We start from the raw sequence: 24,851 nt of genomic DNA, 5'->3' as shown, positions 1-24,851 counted from the left end.
GCATCAGCACGTGTCAATGACATGGGCGCCAATGCGAGTCGCCGATCTGGCTGCGCTGACCCCGATCGCTTTCGGATCCTTCACAACCTGCCGAGAAAGTTCGGATGTGCGGCGTCCCAAATCTGTGGGGACTTGAGGCTGTCTGTATGCGCGCCCGTACGGGCTGTCAGGTTTGTGGCTGAGGTGGCCTCGCTGAATCGTGCCGCTGCCGAGAGCGCAGGGCTCTGGAATTCCACGCACGACGGCGGAAGCTGGCATGGGCACGTGGGCATTCCGGCTGTCCGGTGACTGTCATGGCGCCGATCGGGCGGCGGAACCCGTAGTCCTCCCTCCGCTTCTTCTTCGCTTCGGCGGACCGGGTATGCCCAGGTGGCGGGCCATTATCAGCCCTCCGATGTGCTCGTCGCAGTTGATCTTGGCGCGTTCTTAACGCTGGCACCGCGGATCCGTCGTCGCCCCGGTGCGGGTAATCGAGGTGAATCGCTTAAGAATTGCTCGCTGTGCTCCAACGCTGCCGACTTCGCACCTCATGCGCCGCCTGCCGGGCCCAGTTTCTGATTCCGGTTAACTCTGGCTGATTCCTTGCCGGTTGATTCGCGGCTGTCGTAAATGGGTGTGTCCGGTTGCCCGGACAAAATCCTTGGTCCTGAGCGGGAGGTGGGATATCGAGTAGGGAGCACTGAGGTCGCCCGCTCTCGGGTTCGGCCAGCAATCCAGAGGGACGGAGCTTCCGGAATGTCAGATTCCGCAGTGGTCGGGAAAATGCCGATGACGACGTTCTCCGAGCTGTTCGACCGGCAAGCGGCCGCGTCACCGGACGCGGTCGCCATGGCATTCGGCGCGGAACAACTCACGTATCGGGAACTGGACGCCCGGGCGAACCGGCTGGCGCGGCTGCTCGTCGCGCGCGGTGTGGGACGCGAGTCGATCGTCGGTGTCGCGCTGCGACGCTCACCGCGCTTCTGGGCCTCGGCGCTCGCGGTGCTCAAGGCGGGCGGGGCGTACCTGCCGCTGGACCCGGAGTATCCCGAGGACCGGCTCGCCTTCATGGTGGCGGACTCCGGGGCGGGCCTCGTACTGACGGACACCGCGACCGAGAGGCGGCTGCCCCGGCTCACCGCGCCCGTCCTGCGCCTCGACGGAGACCTCGGTGGCGGCCTCGGCGGGGCTTTCGACGGGTCCCCCGACGCGGCTCTCACCGACGTGGACGCCGCCCCGCTGACCGACGCAGACCGCCCCCGCCCCACGCCCGCCAACGCCGCGTACGTGATCTACACCTCGGGCTCCACGGGCCGCCCCAAGGGCGTCACCGTCACCCACACCGGCCTGGCCGCCCTGCGCGCGACGCACCGCGAACGCTTCGCCGTCACGCCCGGATCACGGATCCTGCAGCTCGCCTCGCCGAGCTTCGACGCGGCGGTCTGGGACGCGCTCATGGCCCTGACCAACGGCGCCACCCTCGTCGTACCGGAGCAGACCCGCCTCGTCGGCGACGACCTCGCCCGCATGCTCGCCGAGAGCCGCGTCACGCACGCCACGCTCCCGCCTGCGGTCGTCGCCACCCTCCCAGCCGACGCCCCCCGGAACCTCACCGACCTCAGGGTCCTCATCGTCGCCGGTGAGGCGTGCCCGCCCCACCTGGCGGCGCAGTGGGCCCCCGGTCGCCTCTTCATCAACGCCTATGGCCCCACCGAGACCACCGTCTGCGCCACCCTCAGCGCGCCCCTGACCTCCGACCGGGCCCCGATCGGCACGCCCGTCGCCGGTTCCCGCGTCCATGTGCTCGACGAGCGCCTCGCACCGGTGGGGCCGGGCACGGCGGGGGAGTTGTACGTGACGGGCCCGAGCCTGGCCCGCGGCTATCTGAACCGGTCCGCCCTGACCGCGGAGCGGTTCCTCGCCACCCCGTTCGGCGCCCCGGGCGAGCTGATGTACCGCACCGGGGACGTGGTGCGGTGGGGCGACGACGGCCAGTTGGAGTACCTGGGCCGCGGCGACGACCAGGTGAAGGTCCGTGGACTGCGGATCGAGACCGGGGAGATCGAGGCGGCCCTCGCGGCCCACCCCCGGGTGGCGCACGCTGTCGTCACCACGCACGACGGGCGCGACACGGGGGAGGAGCAGGGCAGCCGCGGGACGCAGCTCATCGGGTACGTGGTGCCCGCCGAAGCGGACGCGCAGGAGCAGGCCGGACGCGGCACCGGGCACCTGGCTCTCGACGCCGGGTTCGGGCCGGGTGAGCTGCGGGCCTTCGCGGCCGCGCGGCTGCCGGAGTTCATGGTCCCGGCGCGGGTCCTCGTACTCGACCGGCTGCCGCTGACGACGAACGGGAAGGTGGACAAGGCGGCGCTCCCCGAGCCGGTGTTCCAGGGGAGTGTGTACCGGGCGCCGCAGTCGGAGGCGGAGGAGGCGCTGGCGCTCCTGTTCTCGGAGGTCCTCGCGGTCGACCGGGTCGGCGTCGACGACGACTTCTTCTCACTGGGCGGTGACAGCATCCAGTCCCTCCAACTGGTCTCGCGGGCGCGCGCCCAGGGCGTGGAGATCACCTCCCGACAGGTCTTCGCGTGCCGGACGGTGGCCCGCCTCGCGGAGGCGGCCACCGCCGAAGGGGACGCGACACCGGTCCTTGCGGAGCTGGACGGCGGTGGCACGGGCTGGCTGCCGCTGCTGCCGGTGGCGAGCTGGCTCAAGGGCCAGGGCCCGGGCTTCGAGCGGTTCCTGCAGACGATGGTCCTCGATCTGCCCTCGGGCATCGACGAGCACGGCCTGAACGAGACGCTCGCCGCGGTGATCGACCGCCATGACCTGCTGCGGTGCCGCCTGACGGACGAGGGCGACGGCGGTCTGGTGGTCGCCGGACCCGGCACGGTGGACGCCGCGTCCCTGGTGCGCCGCGTCGCGTGTGCCGGCGACTGGGCGGAGCGGGCCGACGCGTGGCGCACCCTCGTCCTCGGCGAACTGGACGGGGCCGCAGGCCGGTTGGACCCGCACGCGGGCGTGGTCGTGCAGTGCGTGTGGTTCGACGCCGGGCCGCGGAGGGCCGGGCGGCTCCTCGTCGTCCTGCACCACCTGGTCGTCGACGGCGTGTCCTGGCGCGTCCTGCTGCCGGACCTCGCGGCCGCCTGGAGCCAGGTCCGCGAGGGCCGCACCCCGCAGCTCCCCGCCGTCGGCACATCGGTGCGGCGCTGGGCGCACGCCCTCGCCGAGGAGGCGATGAGCCCCGGCCGGGTGGCCGAACTCGGCCTGTGGCGCTCCATCGTGGACGCCCCCGACCCGCTGCTCGGCACCCGCCTGGTGGACCCTGCGGTGGACGTCCGAGCCACCGTGCGGGAGACGCGCGTCGAACTGCCCGTGGAGGTGACCGAGGCCGTCCTGACCGGGCTGCCCGCCGCCTTCCACAGCGAGGTCAACGACGGGCTCCTCGCCGCCCTCGCCCTGGCCCTGGCCAAGTGGCGGCAGACGCGGGGCGTGCGGGACTCGTCGGCCCTGATCCGGCTGGAGGGCCACGGCCGCGAGGAGGCCGCGGCGCCGGGCGCCGACCTGGCCCGTACGGTGGGCTGGTTCACCAGTGTCTACCCCGTACGCCTCGATCTGGCCGACACCGACCTGGGCGAAGCCTTCACGGGTGGCGCGGCGGCCGGGCGCGCGGTGAAGGCGGTCAAGGAGCAGCTCCGCGCGATCCCGGACAAGGGCATCGGCTACGGCCTCCTGCGCCACCTCAACCCCGACACCGCGCTGTCCCTGGCCCCTCACCCCGGCGGCCAGGTCTCCTTCAACTACCTCGGCCGCTTCTCCGCCGCCGGCGACATGCCCGCCGAGCTGCGGGGCCTGGGCTTCACCCAGGCCCACGACGTGGCCGACCTGGCGGTCCTCGACGCCGCCCACGACCCTCGCATGCCGGCCCTGGCCGAACTCGACATCAACGCCGCCGTCACCGACACCGCCCAGGGCCCGTGCCTGAGCGCCGTGTTCGCCGCTCCCGAGGGTGTGCTCGCCCCCGAGTCCGTACGCGAACTCGCCGACCTGTGGTGCCAGGCCCTGGGCGCACTCGCCCGTCACGTCGCCCACGGAGGCACGGGCGGCCTGACGCCCTCCGACGTCCCGCTGGTCTCCGTGACGCAGACCGACATCGACCGCTGGGAGGGGCACTACCCCGGCCTGTCCGACATCTGGCCCACCTCGCCCGTCCAGTCCGGCATCCTCTTCCACAGCCAACTGCACGCCGCCGCGGAAGACCCGTCCGGGGCCGACGACAGCGACTCCTTCGACACCTACCAGGAGCAGTACACGCTGCACCTGTACGGACCGGTCGACGCCGAGCGGATGCGGGCGGCCGGACAGGCGCTCCTCGACCGGCACCCGGCGCTGCGCACCGCCTTCGTCCCGGACGCCGACGGCCACCTCGTCCAGCTCGTCGTCGACGGCGCCCGGCTGCCGTACGCGTACACCGACCTCGGACGCCTCACCGGCGCGGCCCAGGACGAAGCCTTCGAGGACCTCCTCGCCGCCGACCTGACCGCGCACTTCGACCCGGCGGACCCGCCCATGCTGCGGCTGCACCTGGTGCGCCTCGGCGCTGAGCGCTTCGAGCTGGTCCTGTCCTCGCACCACGTCCTGTTCGACGGCTGGTCGGTGCCGCCCCTCGTGGGCGACCTGCTGCGCTGCTACGCCGACGACGGGCACGCGGGCGGACAGCCCGGCCCCCGCGGCTTCGGCGACTTCCTGGCCTGGCTGGCCGAGCGGGACACCGACGCGTCGGCGCGCGCCTGGCGCCAGGAGCTGGGCGGCCTGGAGGAGCCGACGCTGCTCGCCCCCGCCACGGGCTCCGGCGGCAGTCTCGGCATCGGCCAGGTCGACGTCCCCCTGTCCACCGAGCAGGCCCGTGACCTCACGCGCACCGCCGCCGATCTCGGCCTGACCCTCAACACCCTCGTCCAGGGCGCCTGGGCGCTCCTCCTCGCGCAGGTGACGGGCCGTCAGGACGTGGTGCTCGGCTCGGGCGTCGCCGGGCGGCCGCCCGAGCTGCCCGGTGTGGACTCGATCGTCGGCATGTTCCTCAACACCCTTCCCGTACGGGTGCGGTGCGCGCCCTCGGACACGCTCGCCGACCTCCTCACCGGCCTGCAGGACCGGCAGGGCGCGCTGCAGGAGCACCACCACCACGCCCTCAGCGATCTGCACCACCTGACGGGCCACAAGGCCCTGTTCGACACCGTGATCGGCTTCGAGTCGTTCCCGATGGACCGTGCCGCCATCGCCGAGGCGAGCGCGGCGGCCGGGATCTCCGTCACCGGCATCCGCGCGTTCACGCCCAGCCACTATCCGCTGGTCGTCTTCGTCTACCCCGACGGCCCGCACCCCCGCCTGCACATCCAGTTCCAGCGGAACGCCTTCGAGCAGGCCACCGCCGACGACTACGCCACCCGCTTCGCCCGCATCCTGACCCGGATCGCCGAGGACCCGCGGGCCCAGGTCGGCCACGTCGACGTGCTCGCGCCCGCCGAGCGCCACCAGCTCCTCGCCGACTTCAACGACACCGCCGCGCCCGTCGTGGCGCACACCATGGCGGAGGTCTTCGCCGAGCAGGTCGAGGCGGGACCCGACCGGCTCGCGGTGATCTGCGGCGAACAGGAGCTGACGTACCAGGAGTTGGACGCACGCGCGAACCGGCTCGCGCGCGTGCTCCTCGCGCACGGAGTGGCGCGGGACTCGGTCGTGGGCCTGGCTCTGCCCCGGTCGACGGACCAGATCGTCACCGTGCTCGCCATCCTCAAGGCGGGCGGCTGCTATCTGCCCCTGGACCCCGAATACCCCGCCGAGCGCCTCGCGTTCATGATCGGCGACTCCGCTCCGGCCCTGGTCGTGACGCATACCCGGATCGCGGCGGACCTGCCGGAGGGCGTCTGCCCCTATCTGCTCCTCGACGCGGCCGACACCCGAGCCGCCCTCGCCGACGTCCCGGCCGGACCCGTGGAAACCGCCGCCCCGACCCACGTCGACCAACTCGCCTACGTGATGTACACCTCCGGCTCCACCGGCCGGCCCAAGGGCGTCGGCGTCACCCAGCGTGGCGTCGTCCGGCTGATCTCCGACAGCGGCCACCGCGAGGGCGCGCACGAGCGGGTCCTGACGCACTGCCCGCAGGCCTTCGACGCCAACACCTACGAGCTGTGGTTCCCGCTCCTCAAGGGCGGCACGCTCGTCATCGCCCCGCCCGGACGGCTGGACGCCGCGACCCTGGCGCGGATGGTCAGCGAGCACCGGCTGACGGCGATGATCTCGTCCGCGGGCATGTTCAGGGTGGTCGCCGAGGAGATGCCGGAAGCCTTCGCCGGACTGCGCGAGGCGTGGTCGGGCGGCGACGTCGTGCCCCGTACCGCCTTCGAACGCATCCTCGCCGCCTGCCCGGACACCCGCGTGATCAACGCGTACGGGCCGACCGAGGCGACCATGGCCACCAACATCCACCCCGTCACCGAGGCCGCGGAGATCGGCGTGACGGGGGAGATCGGCCCGCCGATGGACGGCACCCGCCTGTACGTCCTGGACGCCGCGCTCCGCCCCGTCCTGCCGGGCGTGCCCGGTGAGCTGTACATCGCCGGTGACCGCCTCGCCCGCGGCTACCTCGGCCGCTTCGGTCTCACCGCCGAACGCTTCGTGGCCTGCCCGTTCGGTGCTCCGGGCGAGCGCATGTACCGCACCGGGGACGTGGCCGCCTGGACTCCGCAGGGCAGTCTCGTCTTCCAGGGCCGGGTGGACACCCAGGTCAAGATCCGCGGCTTCCGCGTCGAGCCCGGTGAGGTCGAGGCGGTGCTCGCGGACCACCCCGGGGTCGCGCACGCGGTAGTGACGTTCGGCGAGGACCAGACGGGCGAGCGGCGCCTTGTGGGCTATGTGGTGCCGCACCCGGACGCCGCAGATCACGCCGAGGACGCCTCGCGGCAGGTCGGCCAGTGGGAGGAGATCTACGACCAGGTCTACTCGGCCGCGAACACGGTGTGGGGCGAGGACTTCACCGGCTGGGACTCCAGCTACACGGGGCGGCCCCTGCCGCTGCCCGAGATGCGGGAGTGGCGCGACGCCGCGGTCGAGCAGATCGCCTGCTGGGGCCCGCGCCGGGTCCTGGAGCTCGGCGTCGGCTCCGGCCTGCTGATGGCACACCTCCTGTCCGACGTGGCGGAGTACTGGGCGACGGACCTGTCCTCGCAGGTCATCGAGCGCCTCGGGCAGGAGGTCGCACAGGCCGGACACGCGGACAAGGTCACGCTGCGCCACCAGCTCGCGGACGACGTGTCGGGGCTGCCCCGCGGGCACTTCGACACCGTGGTCCTGAACTCGGTGGTGCAGTACTTCCCCGACGCCGACTACCTGGACCGGGTCCTCGCGCAGGCCTTCGACCTCCTTGCGCCGGGCGGGCGCATCGTGGTCGGCGACGTGCGCAACGCGGCCACCCTGGGGCTGTTCCGCGTCGGCGTGCAGCGGGCGCAGCACCCCGACGCGGCGCCGTCGGTGGCGCGGGCGGCGGTGGCCCGCTCGATGCTGATGGAGCCCGAACTGGTCCTGGACCCGGACTGGTTCACGCACTGGGCCGAGCGGCACGGCGCGGCCGGGGCCGACATCCGGCTGAAGCCGGGCCGCGCCCACAACGAACTGACCCGCCACCGCTACGAGGTCACCCTCCACAAGGCGCCGGTGGAACCGGTGGCGGCCGACGGCACGCCGACCCTGCGGTGGGGCCGCCAGGTCGGCGACCTCACCGCCCTGCGCGAACGCTGCCGGGCCCACGGGGACACGCCGGTGCGGGTGGCGGGCATCCCCAACGCCCGGCTCACCGGCGAGGCCGAGGCCGCCGCCGCGATGTCCGTGACGGGCGCTCCCGCAGCGGCCGTCGCCGTGGACCCGCAGGAGCTGACCGACTGGGCCGCCGAGCACGGCTACGGCCTCCTGCTGACCTGGTCGTCCACGGCCGCCGAGTGCTTCGACGCGGTCGTCTTCCCCGACGGCCGGGCGGTGGCCGGTCACCTGGTGCCCGGCGGGTACCTCGCCTCCGGCCGGGCCGACCGGACGCTGACCAGCGACCCCGCCGCCGCAGGCCGTATCGGGGCGGTGGTCGGCTCCTTGCGCGAGTACCTCGCCGAGCGGCTGCCCGCACACCTGGTGCCCGCCTCCGTGGTGGCCATCGCCGAGGTGCCGTTGAACGCGAGCGGCAAGCTGGACCGCAAGGCGCTGCCCGCGCCGGACTTCGCGGCGGTGGCGACGGGCCGGGCTCCGCGCACGCCGCAGGAAGAGCTGTTGTGCGGTCTTTTCGCCGAGGTCCTCGGCCTGGACCGGGTCGGCATCGACGACAACTTCTTCGACCTTGGCGGCCACTCCCTGCTCGCGACCCGGCTGGTCAGCCGCGTCCGGGCGGTACTGGGCGTCGAGCTGCCCATCCGTGTCGTCTTCAGCGCTCCGACCGTCGTGGAACTGGCGGACCACCTGGGACGAGGCGACCGGGTACGGCCGCCGCTCACGCGCGTCACCCCGCGCCCCGAACGCGTACCGCTGTCCTTCGCGCGGCGCCGCCTGTGGTTCATCGACCTGTTCGAAGGACCATCGGCCACCTACAACGCGCCGTTCCCCCTGCACCTGCGCGGTGAACTGGACGCGGGGGCGCTCGCCGCTGCCATGCGGGACGTGGTGGCGCGCCACGAGAGCCTGCGGACCGTGTTCGCCGAGGACGAGGACGGCGTGCCCTTCCAGTCGGTACTGCCCCTCGACCGGGCCCAGTTGGACATGCCGGTCGTGGACGTGGCGTCCGAGGGCGTCGCCTCGGCCATCACCGGGGTCGCCGCACACCGCTTCGACCTGTCCGCCGAGATACCGATCAGGGTCGTCCTGCTGCGCCTGAGCGCACACGAGCACGTGCTGGTGTGGCTGGTGCACCACATCGCGTGCGACGGCGCCTCCATGGCCCCGATGGCCCGCGACCTCACCACCGCCTACACCGCCCGGCTCGCGGGCCAGGCTCCGCGCTGGACCGAACTGCCCGCGCAGTACGTGGACTACACGCTGTGGCAGCGTGACCTGCTCGGCGACGAGAACGACCCGGACAGCTTCCAGTCCGCTCAGGTCGCTTACTGGCGGGAGGAGTTGGCGGAGATACCGCAGCCCCTCCAGCTCCCCACCGACCGCCCGCGTCCGGCCGAGGCCAGCTATCGGGGCGACTCCCTGGAGTTCACCCTCGACGCGCACCTGATGGCCGCCGTCGACGAGCTGGCCCGCGCGCACGGAGCGACCTCGTCGATGGTCCTGGAGTCGGCCCTGGCCGTCCTCCTGCACGGTCTCGGTGGCGGTGACGACATCACGATCGGCTCGCCGATCGCCAACCGTACCGATGAGAACCTCACCGACCTGGTGGGCTTCTTCGTCAACACTTGGGTCCTGCGCACCCGCCTGGACGGCAACCCGACGTTCACCGACGTGCTCGACCAGGTCCGAGCCAAGTCCCTGGCGGCCTACGACCACCAGGACGTGCCCTTCGAACGGCTTGTGGAAGTGCTCAACCCGGAGCGTTCGACGGCCTACGCGCCGCTGTTCCAGGTGATGTTCGCCTGGCAGAACAACAGCCGCCAGGACTTCGCGCTGCCGGGCGTGGAGGTGGAGCTGGAGTGGCTGCACAGCCGGTCGGCGAAGTTCGACCTGTTCTTCAACCTGGTCGAGGAGCCAGGCGAGGGCGTGGTCGGCCACCTGGAATACGCCACGGACCTGTTCGACCGCGACACCGTCCAGCGGCTCGCCGACCGGTTCACCCGGCTGGTCCGGCGGTTCGTCGCCGACTCGCGGCAGCGCGTCGGCGACGTGGAGCTCGTCGAGGCGGACGAGCGGGAGCTCGTGCTGTACGGCTTCAACGACACCGCCGCCGCGACTCCCGACGTGACCGTTCCGGGCCTGTTCGGGCGCCACGTGGTGGCCGCGCCGGACGCGGTCGCCCTGGTGTGCGGTGAGGAGGAGTTGTCGTACGCGGAGGTGGATGAGTGGTCGAGTCGGCTTGCGCGGGTGCTTGTGGCGCGGGGGGTGGGTCGGGATTCGGTGGTGGGTCTGGCGTTGCCGCGTTCGGTGGATCAGGTGGTGGCTCTTCTGGCGATTTTGAAGGCGGGGGGTGGTTATCTGCCGGTCGATCCGGAGTATCCGGCTGAGCGGCTGGAGTTCATGCTGCGGGATGCGGCGCCGGTGCTGGTGGTGACGAACGCCGAGATCGCGGCGGGGCTGCCGGACAGCGGCTGCCCGTACCTTGTCCTCGACGGGCCCGACTCCGTGGCTGCCCTCTCCCGGGTCTCGCACGAGCGCCTTGAACTCGCCGGTCATGCAGAGCAGTTGGCGTACGTGATGTACACCTCCGGTTCCACGGGCACGCCCAAGGGGGTCGGCGTCACCCACCAGGGCCTGATCGACCTCGCCCTGGACCACCGGTACGCGGGGGAAGCGCACCGACGCGTGCTGCACCACTCGGCGCAGGCATTCGACGCCTCCACCTACGAGCTGTGGGTGCCGCTCCTGCGCGGGGGCACCCTCGTGCTCGCCCCGCCCGGCCGTCTGGACGCCACCACGCTGGCCCGCACCATTGACGCACACCGCGTGACCGCGGCCTTCCTGCCGTCGGGCCTGTTCAGGGTGATCGCCGAGACAGGGCCGGAAGCCTTCACGGGCCTCATGGAGATCTGGACCGGCGGTGACGTCATGTCTCCCACAGCGGTACGGGAGACCCTGCGCACCTGCCCGGACATCCAGGTCGTGAACGCGTACGGGCCCACGGAGATCACGATGGCCGCGACCTGCGAACCGGTCACCCGGGCCGACGCGGTTGCTGAAGCGGTGCCGATCGGGTCTCCGATGGACAACATGTGCGCCTACGTCCTGGACTCCGCGTTGCGGCCGGTTCCGCCGGGCGTGGCCGGTGAGCTGTATCTGGCGGGGACGGGTCTGGCGCGCGGTTACCTCGGTCGTCTCGGGCTCACGGCGGAGCGGTTCGTGGCCAGTCCGTTCGGCATTCCCGGTGAGCGGATGTACCGCACCGGCGACATCGTGGCCTGGACTCGTGACGGTCGTCTCGACTTCCGGGGCCGTGCCGACGCCCAGGTCAAGATCCGTGGCTTCCGCGTCGAACCCGGCGAGATCGAGACGGCCCTGACCCGGCACGACGGCATCACCCAGGCACTCGTGCTCGCCCACGCGGGCGCCGACTCCGGCAACCAGCTCGTCGCGTACGTCGTGCCCGCCGACCCCACGGCCGACGGACCGACCCCGGCAGAGCTGCGCTCCTACCTGGCCGACCGCCTGCCCGCACACCTGGTGCCCGCCTCCCTGGTGGCCATCCCCGAACTGCCGCTGACGGCGAACGGGAAGCTGGACCGCAAGGCGCTGCCCGCGCCGGACTTCGCGGCGGTGGCGACGGGCCGGGCTCCGCGCACGCCGCAGGAAGAGCTGTTGTGCGGTCTTTTCGCCGAGGTCCTCGGCCTGGACCGGGTCGGCGTCGACGACAGTTTCTTCGACCTCGGCGGCCACTCCTTGCTCGCGACGCGCCTGGTCAGCCGGGTGCGGGCGGTGCTCGGCGTGGAGCTGCCCATCCGCATGGTGTTCACCGCCCCGACGGTCGTGGACCTGGTGGCGCACCTGGGGCAGGGAGAGCGGGTACGGCCGCCGCTCACCCGCGTCACCCCGCGCCCCGAGCGCGTACCGCTGTCCTTCGCGCAGCGCCGGCTGTGGTTCATCGACCGGTTCGAAGGGCTCTCGGCCACGTACAACGCGCCGTTCCCGCTGCGGCTGCAGGGCGAACTCGACGCCGACGCCCTACGGGCTGCGGTCCGGGACGTCGTGGCGCGCCACGAGAGCCTGCGGACCGTGTTCGCCGAGGACGAGGACGGCGTGCCCTTCCAACGGGTCCTGCCCGTGGACGAGGCACACGTGGACGTGCCGGTCCTGGAGGTCGAACCGGCCGGACTGGAACGCGCGATCGTGGACTTCATGGCCCACCGCTTCGACCTGGCCGCCGAGATCCCGGTCAAGGCGGTGCTCCTGCGCCTGGGCGCGGCGGATCACGTGCTGGTGTGGCTGGTGCACCACATCGCGTGCGACGGCGCGTCGCTGGCTCCGATGGCACGCGACCTCACCACCGCCTACACGGCCCGGCTCGCGGACGGATTCCCGCAGTGGACGGAACTGCCCGCGCAGTACGTGGACTACACGCTGTGGCAGCGTGACCTGCTCGGCGACGAGAACGACCCGGACAGCCTCCTCTCCGCTCAGGTCGCGTACTGGCGGGAAGAGTTGGCGGACATCCCGCAGCCCCTCCAACTGCCCACCGACCGCCCCCGCCCGGCCGAGGCCAGCTACCGAGGCGACTCCCTCGAATTCGCCCTCGACGCAGAGCTGATGACCACTGTCGACGAGCTCGCCCGCACCCACGGAGCGACGTCCTCGATGGTCCTGGAGTCGGCCCTGGCCGTCCTCCTGCACGGTCTCGGTGGCGGTGACGACATCACGATCGGCTCGCCGATCGCCAACCGCACCGACGAGTACCTCACCGACCTGGTCGGCTTCTTCGTCAACACCTGGGTCCTGCGCACCCGCCTGGGCGGCAACCCGACGTTCACGGACGTGCTCGACGACGTACGCACCAAGTCCCTGGCCGCCTACGACCACCAGGACGTCCCCTTCGAACGGCTCGTGGAGGCCCTCAACCCCGAACGCTCCACGGCCTACGCACCCCTGTTCCAGGTGATGTTCGCCTGGCAGAACAACAGCCGCCAGGACTTCGCGCTGCCCGGCGTGGACGTCGCACTGGAGTGGCCGCACAGCCAGTCGTCGAAGTTCGACCTCACCTTCAACCTGATGGCGGAGCCCGCGCACGGCGGTGCTGTGGGCTCGGTGGAGTACGCCACCGACCTCTTCGACGAGACCACGGTCCGCAAGCTGGCGGATCGGTACGTGCGGCTGCTCCGGCAGCTCACCGCCGACCCCCGCCGCCGGATCGGGGCGGCGGACCTGCTCGAGGCGGATGAGCGCGACCTGGTGCTGCGGGGCTTCAACGACACGGCGAAGCCGGCCGTGCGGCACTCCATGGCGGAGGTCATCGCGGAGCACGTGGCGGCGGCCCCGGATCGGCTCGCGGTCGTGTCCGCCGAGCAGGAGCTGACGTACCGGGAGCTGGACGCCCGCGCCAACCGCCTCGCCCGCGTGCTCGTCGCGCACGGCGTGCGGCGGGACTCGGTGGTGGGTCTCGCCCTGCCCCGCTCGGCCGACCAGGTCGTGGCCGTCATCGCCATCCTCAAGGCGGGCGGTTGTTATCTCCCCCTGGACCCCGAATACCCGGCCGAGCGGCTGGCGTACATGCTGTGCGACTCCGCACCGTCTCTCGTGGTCACCGACACCGAGAACGCGTCGAGCCTGCCGGAGAACGTCTGCCCGGCTCTCGTCCTGGACGAGCCGGAGACCACGGCCGCGGTGGCCCGGGAGCCGGCCGGGCCGCTGACCGTCGCCGGGCATCCCGACCAACTGGCGTACGTGATGTACACCTCCGGCTCGACCGGCAGGCCCAAGGGCGTCGGCGTCACCCAGCGCGGCGTCGTACGGCTCAGCTCGGAGAGCGGGTACCGCGAGGGCGCGCACGAGCGGGTCCTTACGCAGTGCGCGCAGGCCTTCGACTGCAACACGTACGAGCAGTGGTTCCCCCTCCTCAAGGGCGGCACGCTCGTGATCGCGCCGCCCGGGCACGTGGACACCGCCACCCTCGCGCGCCTGGTGACCGAGCACCGGCTGACCGCCGTGATGTCGTCGTCGGGCATCTTCCGAGTGATCGCCGAGGAGCTGCCGGAAGCCTTCGCGGGCCTGCGTGACACCTTGACCGGCGGCGAGGTCGTGCCGCGCTCCGCCTACGAGAACATCCTCGCGGCCTGCCCCGGCACCCGGGTGATCAACGGCTACGGGCCGACCGAGGCGACGATGGCGTGCACCTTCCACGGGGTCACGGAGCACGAGGGGATCGGCGTACGCGGCGAGATCGGCCGGCCGATGGACGACACCCGGATCTACCTCCTTGACTCGGCGCTCCGCCCGGTCCTGCCGGGCGTGCCCGGCGAGCTGTACATCGCCGGTGACCGCCTCGCCCGCGGCTACCTCGGCCGCTTCGACCTGACCGCCGAACGCTTCGTGGCCTGCCCCTTCGGCGACACCCCCGGCGAGCGCATGTACCGCACCGGCGACATCGCCACCTGGACGCCGGAGGGCAGCCTGGTCTACCACGGCCGTGCCGACACCCAGGTCAAGATCCGTGGCTTCCGCGTCGAACCCGGCGAGGTCGAGGCGGTCCTGACCCGGCACGGCACCGTCGCCCAGGCCGTGGTGATCACCCGCGACAGCGCGGAGTTCGGCAAGCAGCTCATCGCCTACACCGTCCCCAGCGACACGGAGAGCGGGACGGACCTCGCCGAGCTGCGCTCCTTCGCCGCGGAACAGCTCCCGGACCACATGGTGCCGTCCGCGTTCGTGTCCCTGGACAGCATCCCGCTGAGCCCCAGCGGCAAGGTGGACCACCGGGCGCTGCCGGAACCCGAGTTCACCAGCGCCAAGCCCTACCGCATGCCCCGCACTCCGGCGGAGGAGACCCTGACGGGCGTCTTCGCCGACGTGCTCGGCGCCGACCAGGTCGGCATCGACGACAACTTCTTCGACCTGGGCGGCCACTCTCTCCTCGCCACCCGCCTGGTCAGCCGGATCCGCGCGGCCCTCGGCGTCGAGCTGCCCATCCGCACCGTCTTCGCCGCGCCCACCGTGGCCGCGCTGGCCGCACGCCTCGACCAGGGAGAACGGGTACGGCCGCCGCTGACCAGGGCCGAGCCGCGGCCGGAGCGCGCGCCGCTGTCGTACGCGCAGCGCCGCCTGTGGTTCATCGACCGGTTCGAGGGGCCGTCGGCCACGTACAACGCGCCGTTCCCGCTGCGGCTGAGCGGGGAGCTCGACACGGTGGCGCTCGCCGCCGCCATGAGGGACGTGGTGGCGCGGCACGAGAGCCTGCGGACCGTGTTCGCCGAAGGCGAGGACGGGGTGCCCTGCCAGCGGGTCCTGCCCGCGCACGAGGCCCACTTGGACGTCCCGGTCGTGGAGGTCGAACCCGGTGGGGTCGAGGCGGCCCTCGCGGAGTTCGCCGCGCACCGCTTCGACCTGGCGGGGGAGATCCCGGTCAAGGCGGCACTGCTGCGCCTGGGCGCGGCGGATCACGTGCTGGTGTGGCTGGTGCACCACATCGCGTGCGACGGCGCGTCCCTGGCCCCGATGGCACGCGACCTCAACACCGCCTACACGGCCCGGCTCGCGGACGGATCGCCGCAGTGGGAGGAACTGCCCGCGCAATACATCGACTACACGCTGTGGCAGCGTGACCTGCTCGGCGACGACAACGACCCGAATAGCCTCCTGTCCACCCAGGTCGCGTACTGGCGCGAGGAGCTGGCGGACATCCCGCAGCCCCTCCAACTCCCCACCGACCGCCCCCGCCCGCGGCGGGCCAGTCACGACGGCACCGCCGTCGAGTTCTCCGTCGACAACCGGATCATGAGCGCCGTGGCGGACCTCGCCCGCACCCACGGGGCGACGGAGTCGATGGTCCTGGAGGCGGCCCTGGCCGTCCTCCTGCACGGTCTCGGTGTGGGTGACGACATCACGATCGGCTCGCCGATCGCCAACCGCACCGATGAGAACCTCGCCGACCTGGTGGGTTTCTTCGTCAACACCTGGGTCCTACGGACCCGCCTGGCGGGCAACCCGACCTTCACGGACGTGCTCGACCAGGTCCGAGTCAAGTCCCTGGCCGCCTACGACCATCAGGACGTGCCCTTCGAACGGCTCGTGGAGGAACTCAACCCGGAGCGGTCGACCGCGTACGCGCCGCTGTTCCAGGTGATGTTCGCCTGGCAGAACTTCGACCTCGACGGCTTCGAACTGCCGGGTCTAGGGGTGGAGTTCGAGCGCGCGCACAGCGAGTCGGCGAAGTTCGACCTGACCTTCCACATGGTCGACCTGCCCGAACTGGGCGGTGTGGTCGGCTCGTTGGAGTACGCCACCGACCTCTTCGACGACCTCACGGTCCGCAAACTGGCGGACCGCTACGTCCGCCTCCTCGATCGGCTCACCGCTGACCCGCGCCAGCACGTGCGCGGTGTCGAACTCGTCGAGCCGGACGAGCGGGAGCTCGTGCTCTCCGGCTTCAACGGCACGGCCGCCGCGACGCCGGAGTTGACCGCCGCCGAACTGTTCGCGCGGCGGGCGGCGGCCACCCCCGAGGCCACGGCACTGGTCTGCGAGGACCAGAAGTGGTCCTACGCGGAACTGGCAGCCCGGGTCGGGCGGCTCTCCGGTGAGCTCGCCGGTCGCGGGGTGGGTCCGGAGACGGTCGTGGGGCTCGCGCTGCCGCGCTCGGCGGACCTGGTCGTGGCGATGCTGGGGATCTGGCAGGCGGGCGGCGCGTATCTGCCGATCGACCCGAAGTACCCGAGCTCCAGGCTGGACTTCATCCTGGCGGACGCCCGGCCCGCGCTGGTCCTGACGGACGCTTCCGCGCAGGGCGTGCTCACGGGCGCCGACGTCCCGCGCCTGCTCGTCGACGACCTGGACCTGGGCGTCCACGACACCCCGGCGCGGGACCGGCAATCCGCAGCGGCGCGGCCGTTGAACGCCGCGTACGTGATGTACACCTCCGGCTCGACCGGCACCCCGAAGGGCGTGACGGTCACGCACCGGGACGTCGTCAACGGCGTGCTGCGGCTGGCCGAGGTGGTGGACATCCACGCGGGTACGCGGATGCTCGCGGGCACCTCCGTGAACTTCGACGTTTCGGTGTTCGAGATCGTCACCACCCTCGCGGCCGGAGGCACCGTCGAACTGGTCCGGGACGTCCTTGTGATCGGTGAGCGCGGCGGCTGGGACGGCGGCGTGATCAGCACGGTGCCGTCGGTCTTCGCCGAACTGGTGGACCAGATCGGCGACAGGATCGAGGCCGACGCCGTCGTCTTCGCCGGTGAAGCGCTACCCGCCGCGCTGGTGCGGTCGGCCCACGAGGCCCTGCCGGGAGCGCGCGTCGTCAACGCCTACGGCCAGACGGAGTCGTTCTACGCCACCACCTTCACCGCCGACACGGAGCCGACCGGCGGCGCGAGCGCCCCCATCGGCACCCCCCTGGGCAACATGCGCACCTACGTCCTCGGCTCCGGGCTCGCCCCCGTACCCGTCGGTGTGGTGGGCGAGCTGTACGTCGCGGGCAACGTGGCCCGCGGCTACCACGGGCGGGCGGCGCTGACTGCCGAACGCTTCCTGCCGGACCCCTTCGGCCCGCCGGGGACACGGATGTACCGCACCGGTGACCGGGCCCGCTGGACCTCCCAAGGGCATCTGGAGTACGTGAGCCGCGACGACGCACAGATCAAGGTGCGCGGCCTGCGCATCGAACCGGGCGAGATCGAGGCGGCACTCACTGCACACGCGGGCGTGGCGCAGGCGGTCGTCGGCACCCGGGACGTCCGCGGCAGCACGCAACTGGTCGGCTACGTGGTACCCACCGCCGCCGACGCGGGCATCGGCACCGGTGTCTCCGCCAAGGCGCTGCGCGCCTTCGTGGCCGAACGGCTGCCGGAGTTCATGGTGCCGTCGGTGTTCGTGACCCTGGACCGGCTGCCCCTGGCCCCGAACGGCAAGCTGGACCACTCGGCGCTGCCGGAGCCGGAGTTCACCGGCGGCGCGTACCAGGCACCGCGCACGACCGCCGAGGAGATCCTGGCCGCCGTGTACGCCGAGGTCCTGGGCCTGGACCGGGTCGGCGTCGACGACGACTTCTTCGCCATCGGCGGCGACTCCATCCGCTCCATCCAGGTCGTCTCGCGGGCCCGCGCCCAGGGCGTCGAGGTCACCCCGCGACAGATCTTCGAGTGCCGCACCGTGGCCGAGCTGGCCGACGTCGCGGCGGCCGAAGGACAGGCCGCTGTCCTGGCGGAGCTGGACGGTGGCGGCGTCGGCTGGATGCCGCTCCTGCCCATCGGCCACTACCTGCTGGAACTCGCGGAACAGGGCGGCGGCTTCGGCCGGTTCGCGATGTCCATGGAGGTCGTGCTGCCGGGCGGCATCGACGAGCGAGGGCTCGCCGCGACCCTGGGCGCGGTCCTCGACCACCACGACATCCTGCGCTCCCGGCTCGTCGTCACCGACGACGGCGACGCGGGCCTGCACGTCACCGCGCCGGGATCAGTCGACCCGGCCGCCCTGATCCACCGGGTCGCCTGCGACGGCCGCTGGGACGAGGCGGCCTGGCGCGACCGCGCTGCCGCCGAGCTCGACCGGGCCACCGGCCGCCTCGACCCGGCAGCCGGGGTCATGGCCCAATTCGTATGGTGCGACCCCGGCCCGGGTGCCCCCGGACGCCTCCTCCTCGTCCTGCACCACTTCCTCGTCGACGGCGTGTCCTGGCGCGTCCTGCTGCCCGACCTCGCCGCGGCCTGGAACGACATCCGGGACGGCCGGACACCCCGGCTCGACCCGGTCGGCACCTCCGTACGACGGTGGTCCCACGCCCTCGCCGAGGAGGCAACCAGCCCACGGCGCACCGCCGAGCTCGACCACTGGCGGGCTGTCGTGTCCGGCCCCGACCCCGACCTCGGCTCCCGGGCCTTCGACCCCGCCGTCGACGTGCGCGGCACGGTGGCGCACGAGTCGGTGGAGCTGCCGGTCGCGGCAACCGAGGCGCTCCTGACCACCGTGCCCGCCGCGTTCCGCACCGGCGTCAACGACGGTCTCCTCACCGCCTTCGGGCTCGCGCTCGCGAAGTGGCGGCGGGCGCGCGGGGTCGACGAGCCGTCGGCGCTGATCCGGCTTGAAGGCCACGGCCGTGAGGAGGCGGCGGCGCCGGGGGCTGATCTGTCCCGCACCGTGGGCTGGCTCACCAGCATGTTCCCCGTGCGCGTGGACGTGGGCGGCGTCGATCTGGAGGACGCCTTCGGCGGTGGCCGGGCCGCGGGCCAGGTGCTGAAGGCCGTCAAGGAACAGTTGCACGCCGTACCGGAGAACGGCGTCGGCTACGGCCTGCTCCGCTACCTCAACCCCGAGACCGCCGACCTTCTCAAGTCGGCCACGGGCGGCCAGATCTCCTTCAACTACCTGGGCCGGTTCGCCGAGAACACGCCCGAGGAGCCGCGCGGCCTCGGTTGGACGCCCGCAGACGACAACGGCCTGCGGGGCGCCGACCTCGACGCGGACATGCCCGCGATGGCGACGATCGAGGTAACCTCCCTCGTCTCCGACACCACGCAGGGCCCGCGGCTCACCGCGCAGATCAGCTTCCCGATCGGGCTGCTCGCACCCGACGACGCGCGCGAGCTGATCGAGCTGTGGCGCACGGCGCTCGAAAGCCTCGCCTTGCACGCCGCCGCACCCGGAGCGGGCGGCCTCACGCCGTCCGACGTGCCACTGGTGCGGGTGAGCCAGCGCGACCTGGACCGGTGGCACGATCTGTACCGGGGTGCGCCGACCGACGTGTGGCCGGTGACGGCGACCCAGTCGGGCATCCTCTTCCACGGCATGCTCGCGGAGTCGTCGTTCGACGCGTACCACACACAGCTCGTCTTCAGCCTGTCCGGGAACGTCGACCCGGAGCGCATGCGGACCGCCGGACAGGCCCTCCTCGACCGGCATGCCGCACTCCGGACCGCCTTCGTCACGAGCGCGGCCGGAGAGCAGGTCCAGCTCGTCCTCGACGACGTCGAACTCCCCTGGCAGGCCGTGGACCTGACCGACCTCGACGACGCCGAACGGGACGCGGCCTTCGAGCGCCTCCTCGCCGCCGACCAGGCCGTCCACTTCGATCCCGACAGGCCGCCGCTGCTTCGCCTCGCCCTGATCCACAGGGGCCAGGACCGCACGGAGCTGGTCTTCACCGCCAACCACGCCCTGTACGACGGCTGGTCGATACCCCACCTGCTGCGGGAACTGCTGCGCCTCTACGGCTCCGGCGGGGACCCCTCGGCACTGCCCCGGGTGCGCCCGTACCGTGACTTCCTGGTCTGGCTGTCCCAGCAGGACCAGGAGGCGGCGGCCCGCGCCTGGGCGCGGGAGCTGGACGGCGTCATGGAGCCGACGCTCCTCGCCGCCCCGGCCGGTGCCACCGCCGAGTCGGAGGGCCTCGGGCAGATCGAGGTGCCGCTGCCCGACCCGGCCGCGCGGGAGCTCTCCCGCAGGGCGAGCGAGCTGGGCGTCACCCTCAGCACCCTGCTGCAGGGAACCTGGGGCCTTCTCCTCGGCTACCTGACGGACCGCCGGGACGTGATGCTCGGCACGACCGTCTCCGGGCGGCCGCCGCAGGTGGCGGGGGTCGACGAGATGGTCGGCCTGTTCATCAACACCCTGCCGGTACGCGTCACGTGGGCGCCCGACGCCACGCTCGCGCAGACCCTGACCTCGCTCCAGGAGCGCCAGACACCACTGCTCGACCACCATCACCACAGCCTGAGCCGGATCCACGAGACCATGGGCCTCCCGACCCTGTTCGACACCATGGTCGTCCTGGAGTCGTACCCGGTGGACGAGGCGGGGCTCGAGGAAGCGCACGCGGTGGCCGGTGCCGCCCTCACCGGTGTGCGTGCGACCACCGGCACCCACTACCCGCTCGCTGTGGTCGCCGCCGCGGAGCCGCACCTGCGCGCTGAACTCCAGTACCAGGAGAACCTGTTCCCGAAGGCCGCGGCGGAACGGATCGCCGCCCGGTTCGGGCAGCTCCTCGAACGGGTCGCCGCCGACGCGCACCTCCCGGTGGCCCGCCTGGACCTCCTCGACGGGACGGAACGCGACCAGGTCCTGGAGCGGTTCAACGACACCGGCCGGGAGCGGGCCGGGCGCGGCATCGCCGAGGTGTTCCAGGAGCAGGTGACCGCCGCGCCGGACGCGGTCGCCCTGGTGTGCGGTGAGGAGGAGTTGTCGTACGCGGAGGTGGATGAGTGGTCGAGTCGGCTTGCGCGGGTGCTTGTGGCGCGGGGGGTGGGTCGGGATTCGGTGGTGGGTCTGGCGTTGCCGCGTTCGGTGGAGCAGGTGGTGGCTCTTCTGGCGATTTTGAAGGCGGGGGGTGGTTATCTGCCGGTCGATCCGGAGTATCCGGCTGAGCGGCTGGAGTTCATGCTGCGGGATGCGGCGCCGGTGCTGGTGGTGACGAACGCCGAGATCGCGGCGGGGCTGCCGGACAGCGACTGCCCGCACTTCGTCCTCGACGAGCCCGGCTCCGTGGCTGCCCTTGCCGGAGCTTCGGGTGCGGCGCTTGAACTGGCCGGTCATGCGGAGCAGTTGGCGTATGTGATGTACACCTCCGGTTCCACGGGTACGCCCAAGGGGGTCGGTGTCACCCACCAGGGTGTGGTCGACCTGGCATGCGACGACCGCTTCGCCGGTGACGGTCATGAGCGGGTGCTGCACCACTCGGCGCAGGCATTCGACGCCTCCACCTACGAGCTGTGGGTGCCGCTCCTGCGCGGGGGTACCCTCGTGCTCGCCCCGCCCGGCCGTCTGGACGCCACCACGCTGGCCCGCACCATCGACACATACGGCGTGACCGCGGCCTTCCTGTCATCGGGCCTGTTCAAGGTGATCGCCGAAGTGGAGCCGGGGGCCTTCACGGGCCTCAAGGAGATCTGGACCGGTGGCGACGTCATGTCCTCGGCTGCGGTACGGGAGGCCTTCCGGGCCTGTCCGGACGTGCGGGTCGTGAACGCGTACGGGCCCACGGAGATCACGATGGCCGCGACCTGTGAACCGGTCACCCGGGCCGACGTGGTCGCTGAAACGGTGCCGATCGGGTCGCCGATGGACAACATGCGCGCCTATGTCCTGGACTCCGCGTTGCGGCCGGTTCCGCCGGGCGTGGCCGGTGAGCTGTATCTGGCGGGGACGGGTCTGGCGCGCGGTTACCTCGGTCGTCTCGGCCTCACGGCGGAGCGGTTCGTGGCCAGTCCGTTCGGCATTCCCGGTGAGCGGATGTACCGCACCGGCGACATCGTGGCCTGGACTCGTGACGGTCGTCTCGACTTCCGGGGCCGTGCCGACGCCCAGGTCAAGATCCGTGGCTTCCGCGTCGAACCCGGCGAGATCGAGACGGCCCTGACCCGGCATGACGGCATCGGCCAGGCACTCGTGCTCGCCCACGCGGGCGCCGACTCCGGCAACCAGCTCGTCGCGTACGTCGTGCCCGCCGACCCCACGGCCGACGGACCGACCCCGGCAGAGCTGCGCTCCTACCTGGCCGACCGCCTGCCCGCACACCTGGTGCCGTCGGTGTATCTGGCCCTCGCCCACATCCCGCTGACCCCGAACGGAAAGGTGGACCACAAGGCGCTGCCGCAGCCCGAATTCGCCGTCGCGGCGCCCTACCGTGCCCCGCGCACTCCCCAGGAGGAGATCCTGGCGGGCGTCTTCGCCGGGGTGCTCGGCGTCGACAAGGTCGGCATCGACGACAGCTTCTTCGACCTGGGCGGCCACTCGCTCCTCGCCACCCGCCTGGTCGGCCGCATCCGCGCGGTACTCATGGTGGACGTGCCGATGCGGGTGGTGTTCCAGTCCCCGACCGTGGCGGAACTGGCGCAACACCTGACCGATGGAGCCGAACCCACGGGCCGCACCGACCCGTTCGGGGTGGTGCTGCCGCTGCGGAGCGGCGGCAGCGGCACACCCGTCTGGTTCATCCACCCGGGCCTCGGGCTGTGCTGGCCCTACTTGGGCATGGACGCCCAACTGGGCGACCGGCCGGTCTACGGCATCCAGGCCCGGGGCTTCGACGGGGCGCCGCTGCCGGAGTCCATGGCGGACATGGTCACCGACTACGTGGAGCAGATCCTCAGCGTCCAGGCGGACGGGCCGTTCCAACTGATCGGGCACTCCATCGGCGGCACCATCGGGCACGCCGTTGCCGTGGAACTCCAGCGCCGTGGCCATGAGGTGCCGCTGCTCGCGATCCTCGACTCCGTGCCCAGCGACTGGTTCGCCCGACAGCCGGTGCCCGACACGTCCGAGGCACGCGACGGCATCAGGGACTACGTGCTGTCATCGGGCGTCGACGACGACGCCGTCCGTGAGCGGCTCGTCGAGAACGGCGCCAAGATCCTGGTCGAACACGGCCGCATGACCCGGGAGTTCACCCAGCCCCGGGGCTACCGCGGGGTCACGCTGTTCTTCAACGCGACCCTCAACAGCGACGAGTCGTACGCACCTCTCTGGGCGCCTCATGTCGAAGGGCCCGTGTACGCGTACGACATCGAGGCCACGCACATCGGTCTGCACGAGCCGCGGCCCGGCGCCGAGATCTGCGCGCTCGTCAACCGCCACCTGAAGGAGGAGCCGGTCACCGACCACTGACACGCCCTTGAGCGGGGCCGTGGCCGCTGAACGGCTACGGCGCGCCCCGTTGCCCGCACTGGCCGTTGTGTGCATCGCGGACAACAGGAACCGCGGTTGCGCCTTTGAGCGTCTCGGTCCCGTACCCCTTGCTGATCTTTTACGCTGTGTGCCGGGGGAGGCTTGAGAGTTCATGCGGTGTCGTGGAATGGGGCAAGCGGAGATGGCGTCGCTCGCGGGGCTGCTGGGGGAGTTCGGCGACGACCAGGAGGCGGAGGCCGCCCGGCCCCGGGCCCTCGGCGCCACCGACATCGACCTCGGGCAGGGCGACGTCCCGTGGCGATGCATGACCGACCCGGACGGCCACGAGTTCTGCGTCCGGTCCTCCTGACGTAAGGCCCCGCCTGCTCTGCCTGCCGGACATCCGGCAGGCAGAGCAGGAATCCGCTGCACTACTTCCTGAAGTGCTCGACCAGACGCGCGTAGCTGTCGTTGGCATGCCCGTCCTCCATCGCCTTGTCCACGAGGCCGAGGGTGTAGCGGGGGAAGCCGGTGTCGATGTTCCGCGCCTCGCTCTCGCGGATCAGGTCCTCGACCGAGGGCCGGTGGTGCTGGAGCGCTCCGTACTCCGCCGCATACGCGCCGCGGTCCACCTCGTCGGCGATCATCGGGAAGGACGCGAGGAGAGCAGAGACGGACGCGCCGGCGTCGTCCAGGAACCGCTTGACCTCGATGCCTTCGCTGGACAACAGCGCGGCCGCGTGCAGGAATCCGTTGAGCGTGCCCCACATCGTGTCGTGCACGGCCATCCCGTACAGGGTCGGCACACCGGCGTCGGCCGCGACCAGGGTTCCCCGGACGCCGATGAGCCGGAGCATCGGCTGACAGCGGTCGTACACGGCGTCGGAGCCACCGTAGAAGATCACGGTCTCGGCGCCGCCGATGCCCGGGGCGATCGTCATGATCTGCCCGTGAAGATAGTCCGCGCCCTGGCCTGCGACCCAGTCGGCCACAGCCCTGACTTCCGCCGACGTCCCGTCCGTCAGGTTGACCACGGTGCGGCCGGACAGCGCGTCACCCGCTGACTCCAGCAACTCCCGGGCCGTGGCGTTGCCCTTCACGCTGACGACCACGAGCGAGCTGGCGGCGACGGCGTCGCGGACGGTCGCGGCCCGCTGGGCTCCCTTGGCGACCAGGGCGGCGGCCTTCTCCGGAGTGCGGTTCCACACCGTGGTCGGATGCCCGCCGTCCAGGAAGGCACCGGCGAGCGTGAAGCCCATTTCGCCCAGACCGATCACGGTCACGGCCGGCTGAGCGTCGGTCCGTGTCGAGGCAGTGGTCATCAACGTCATCCTCGTTCAGGTCGTGGTGGCCCGGTTCGTCCAGGGCCGCCTGTGGCGCTGCGCGGAACGCACGCTAGAAGTTGAACGGGACTTGAGGTCAAGAGACGTCCCGGTGCGTGC

2 protein-coding genes and 1 pseudogene are annotated in these 24,851 nt (G+C 71.9%); 2 read left to right on the top strand and 1 reads right to left on the bottom strand.

Annotation, left to right across the window (positions count from 1 at the left end):
- The first annotated feature begins 735 nt into the window (after nt 1-735).
- A complete protein-coding gene (locus ACZ6AA_RS36070) occupies nt 736-23,409 on the top strand; it encodes a non-ribosomal peptide synthase/polyketide synthase (RefSeq protein WP_471462691.1) in 22,674 nt (7,557 codons plus the stop codon).
- Nucleotides 23,410-23,629: 220 nt separating this feature from the next.
- A pseudogene (locus ACZ6AA_RS36065) lies at nt 23,630-23,779 on the top strand (VOC family protein); the annotation flags it as partial.
- A 61-nt stretch (nt 23,780-23,840) separates the two neighbouring features.
- Here ACZ6AA_RS36065 and ACZ6AA_RS36060 read toward each other — a convergent pair.
- Nucleotides 23,841-24,731, bottom strand: a complete 891-nt coding sequence (locus ACZ6AA_RS36060; RefSeq protein ID WP_471462689.1) for an NAD(P)-dependent oxidoreductase — start codon at nt 24,729-24,731, stop codon at nt 23,841-23,843.
- Nucleotides 24,732-24,851 lie beyond the last annotated feature (120 nt).

The sequence above is a fragment of the Streptomyces sp. NPDC040610 genome (assembly GCF_055594065.1).
This window is presented reverse-complemented; position numbering and strand designations above follow the sequence as displayed.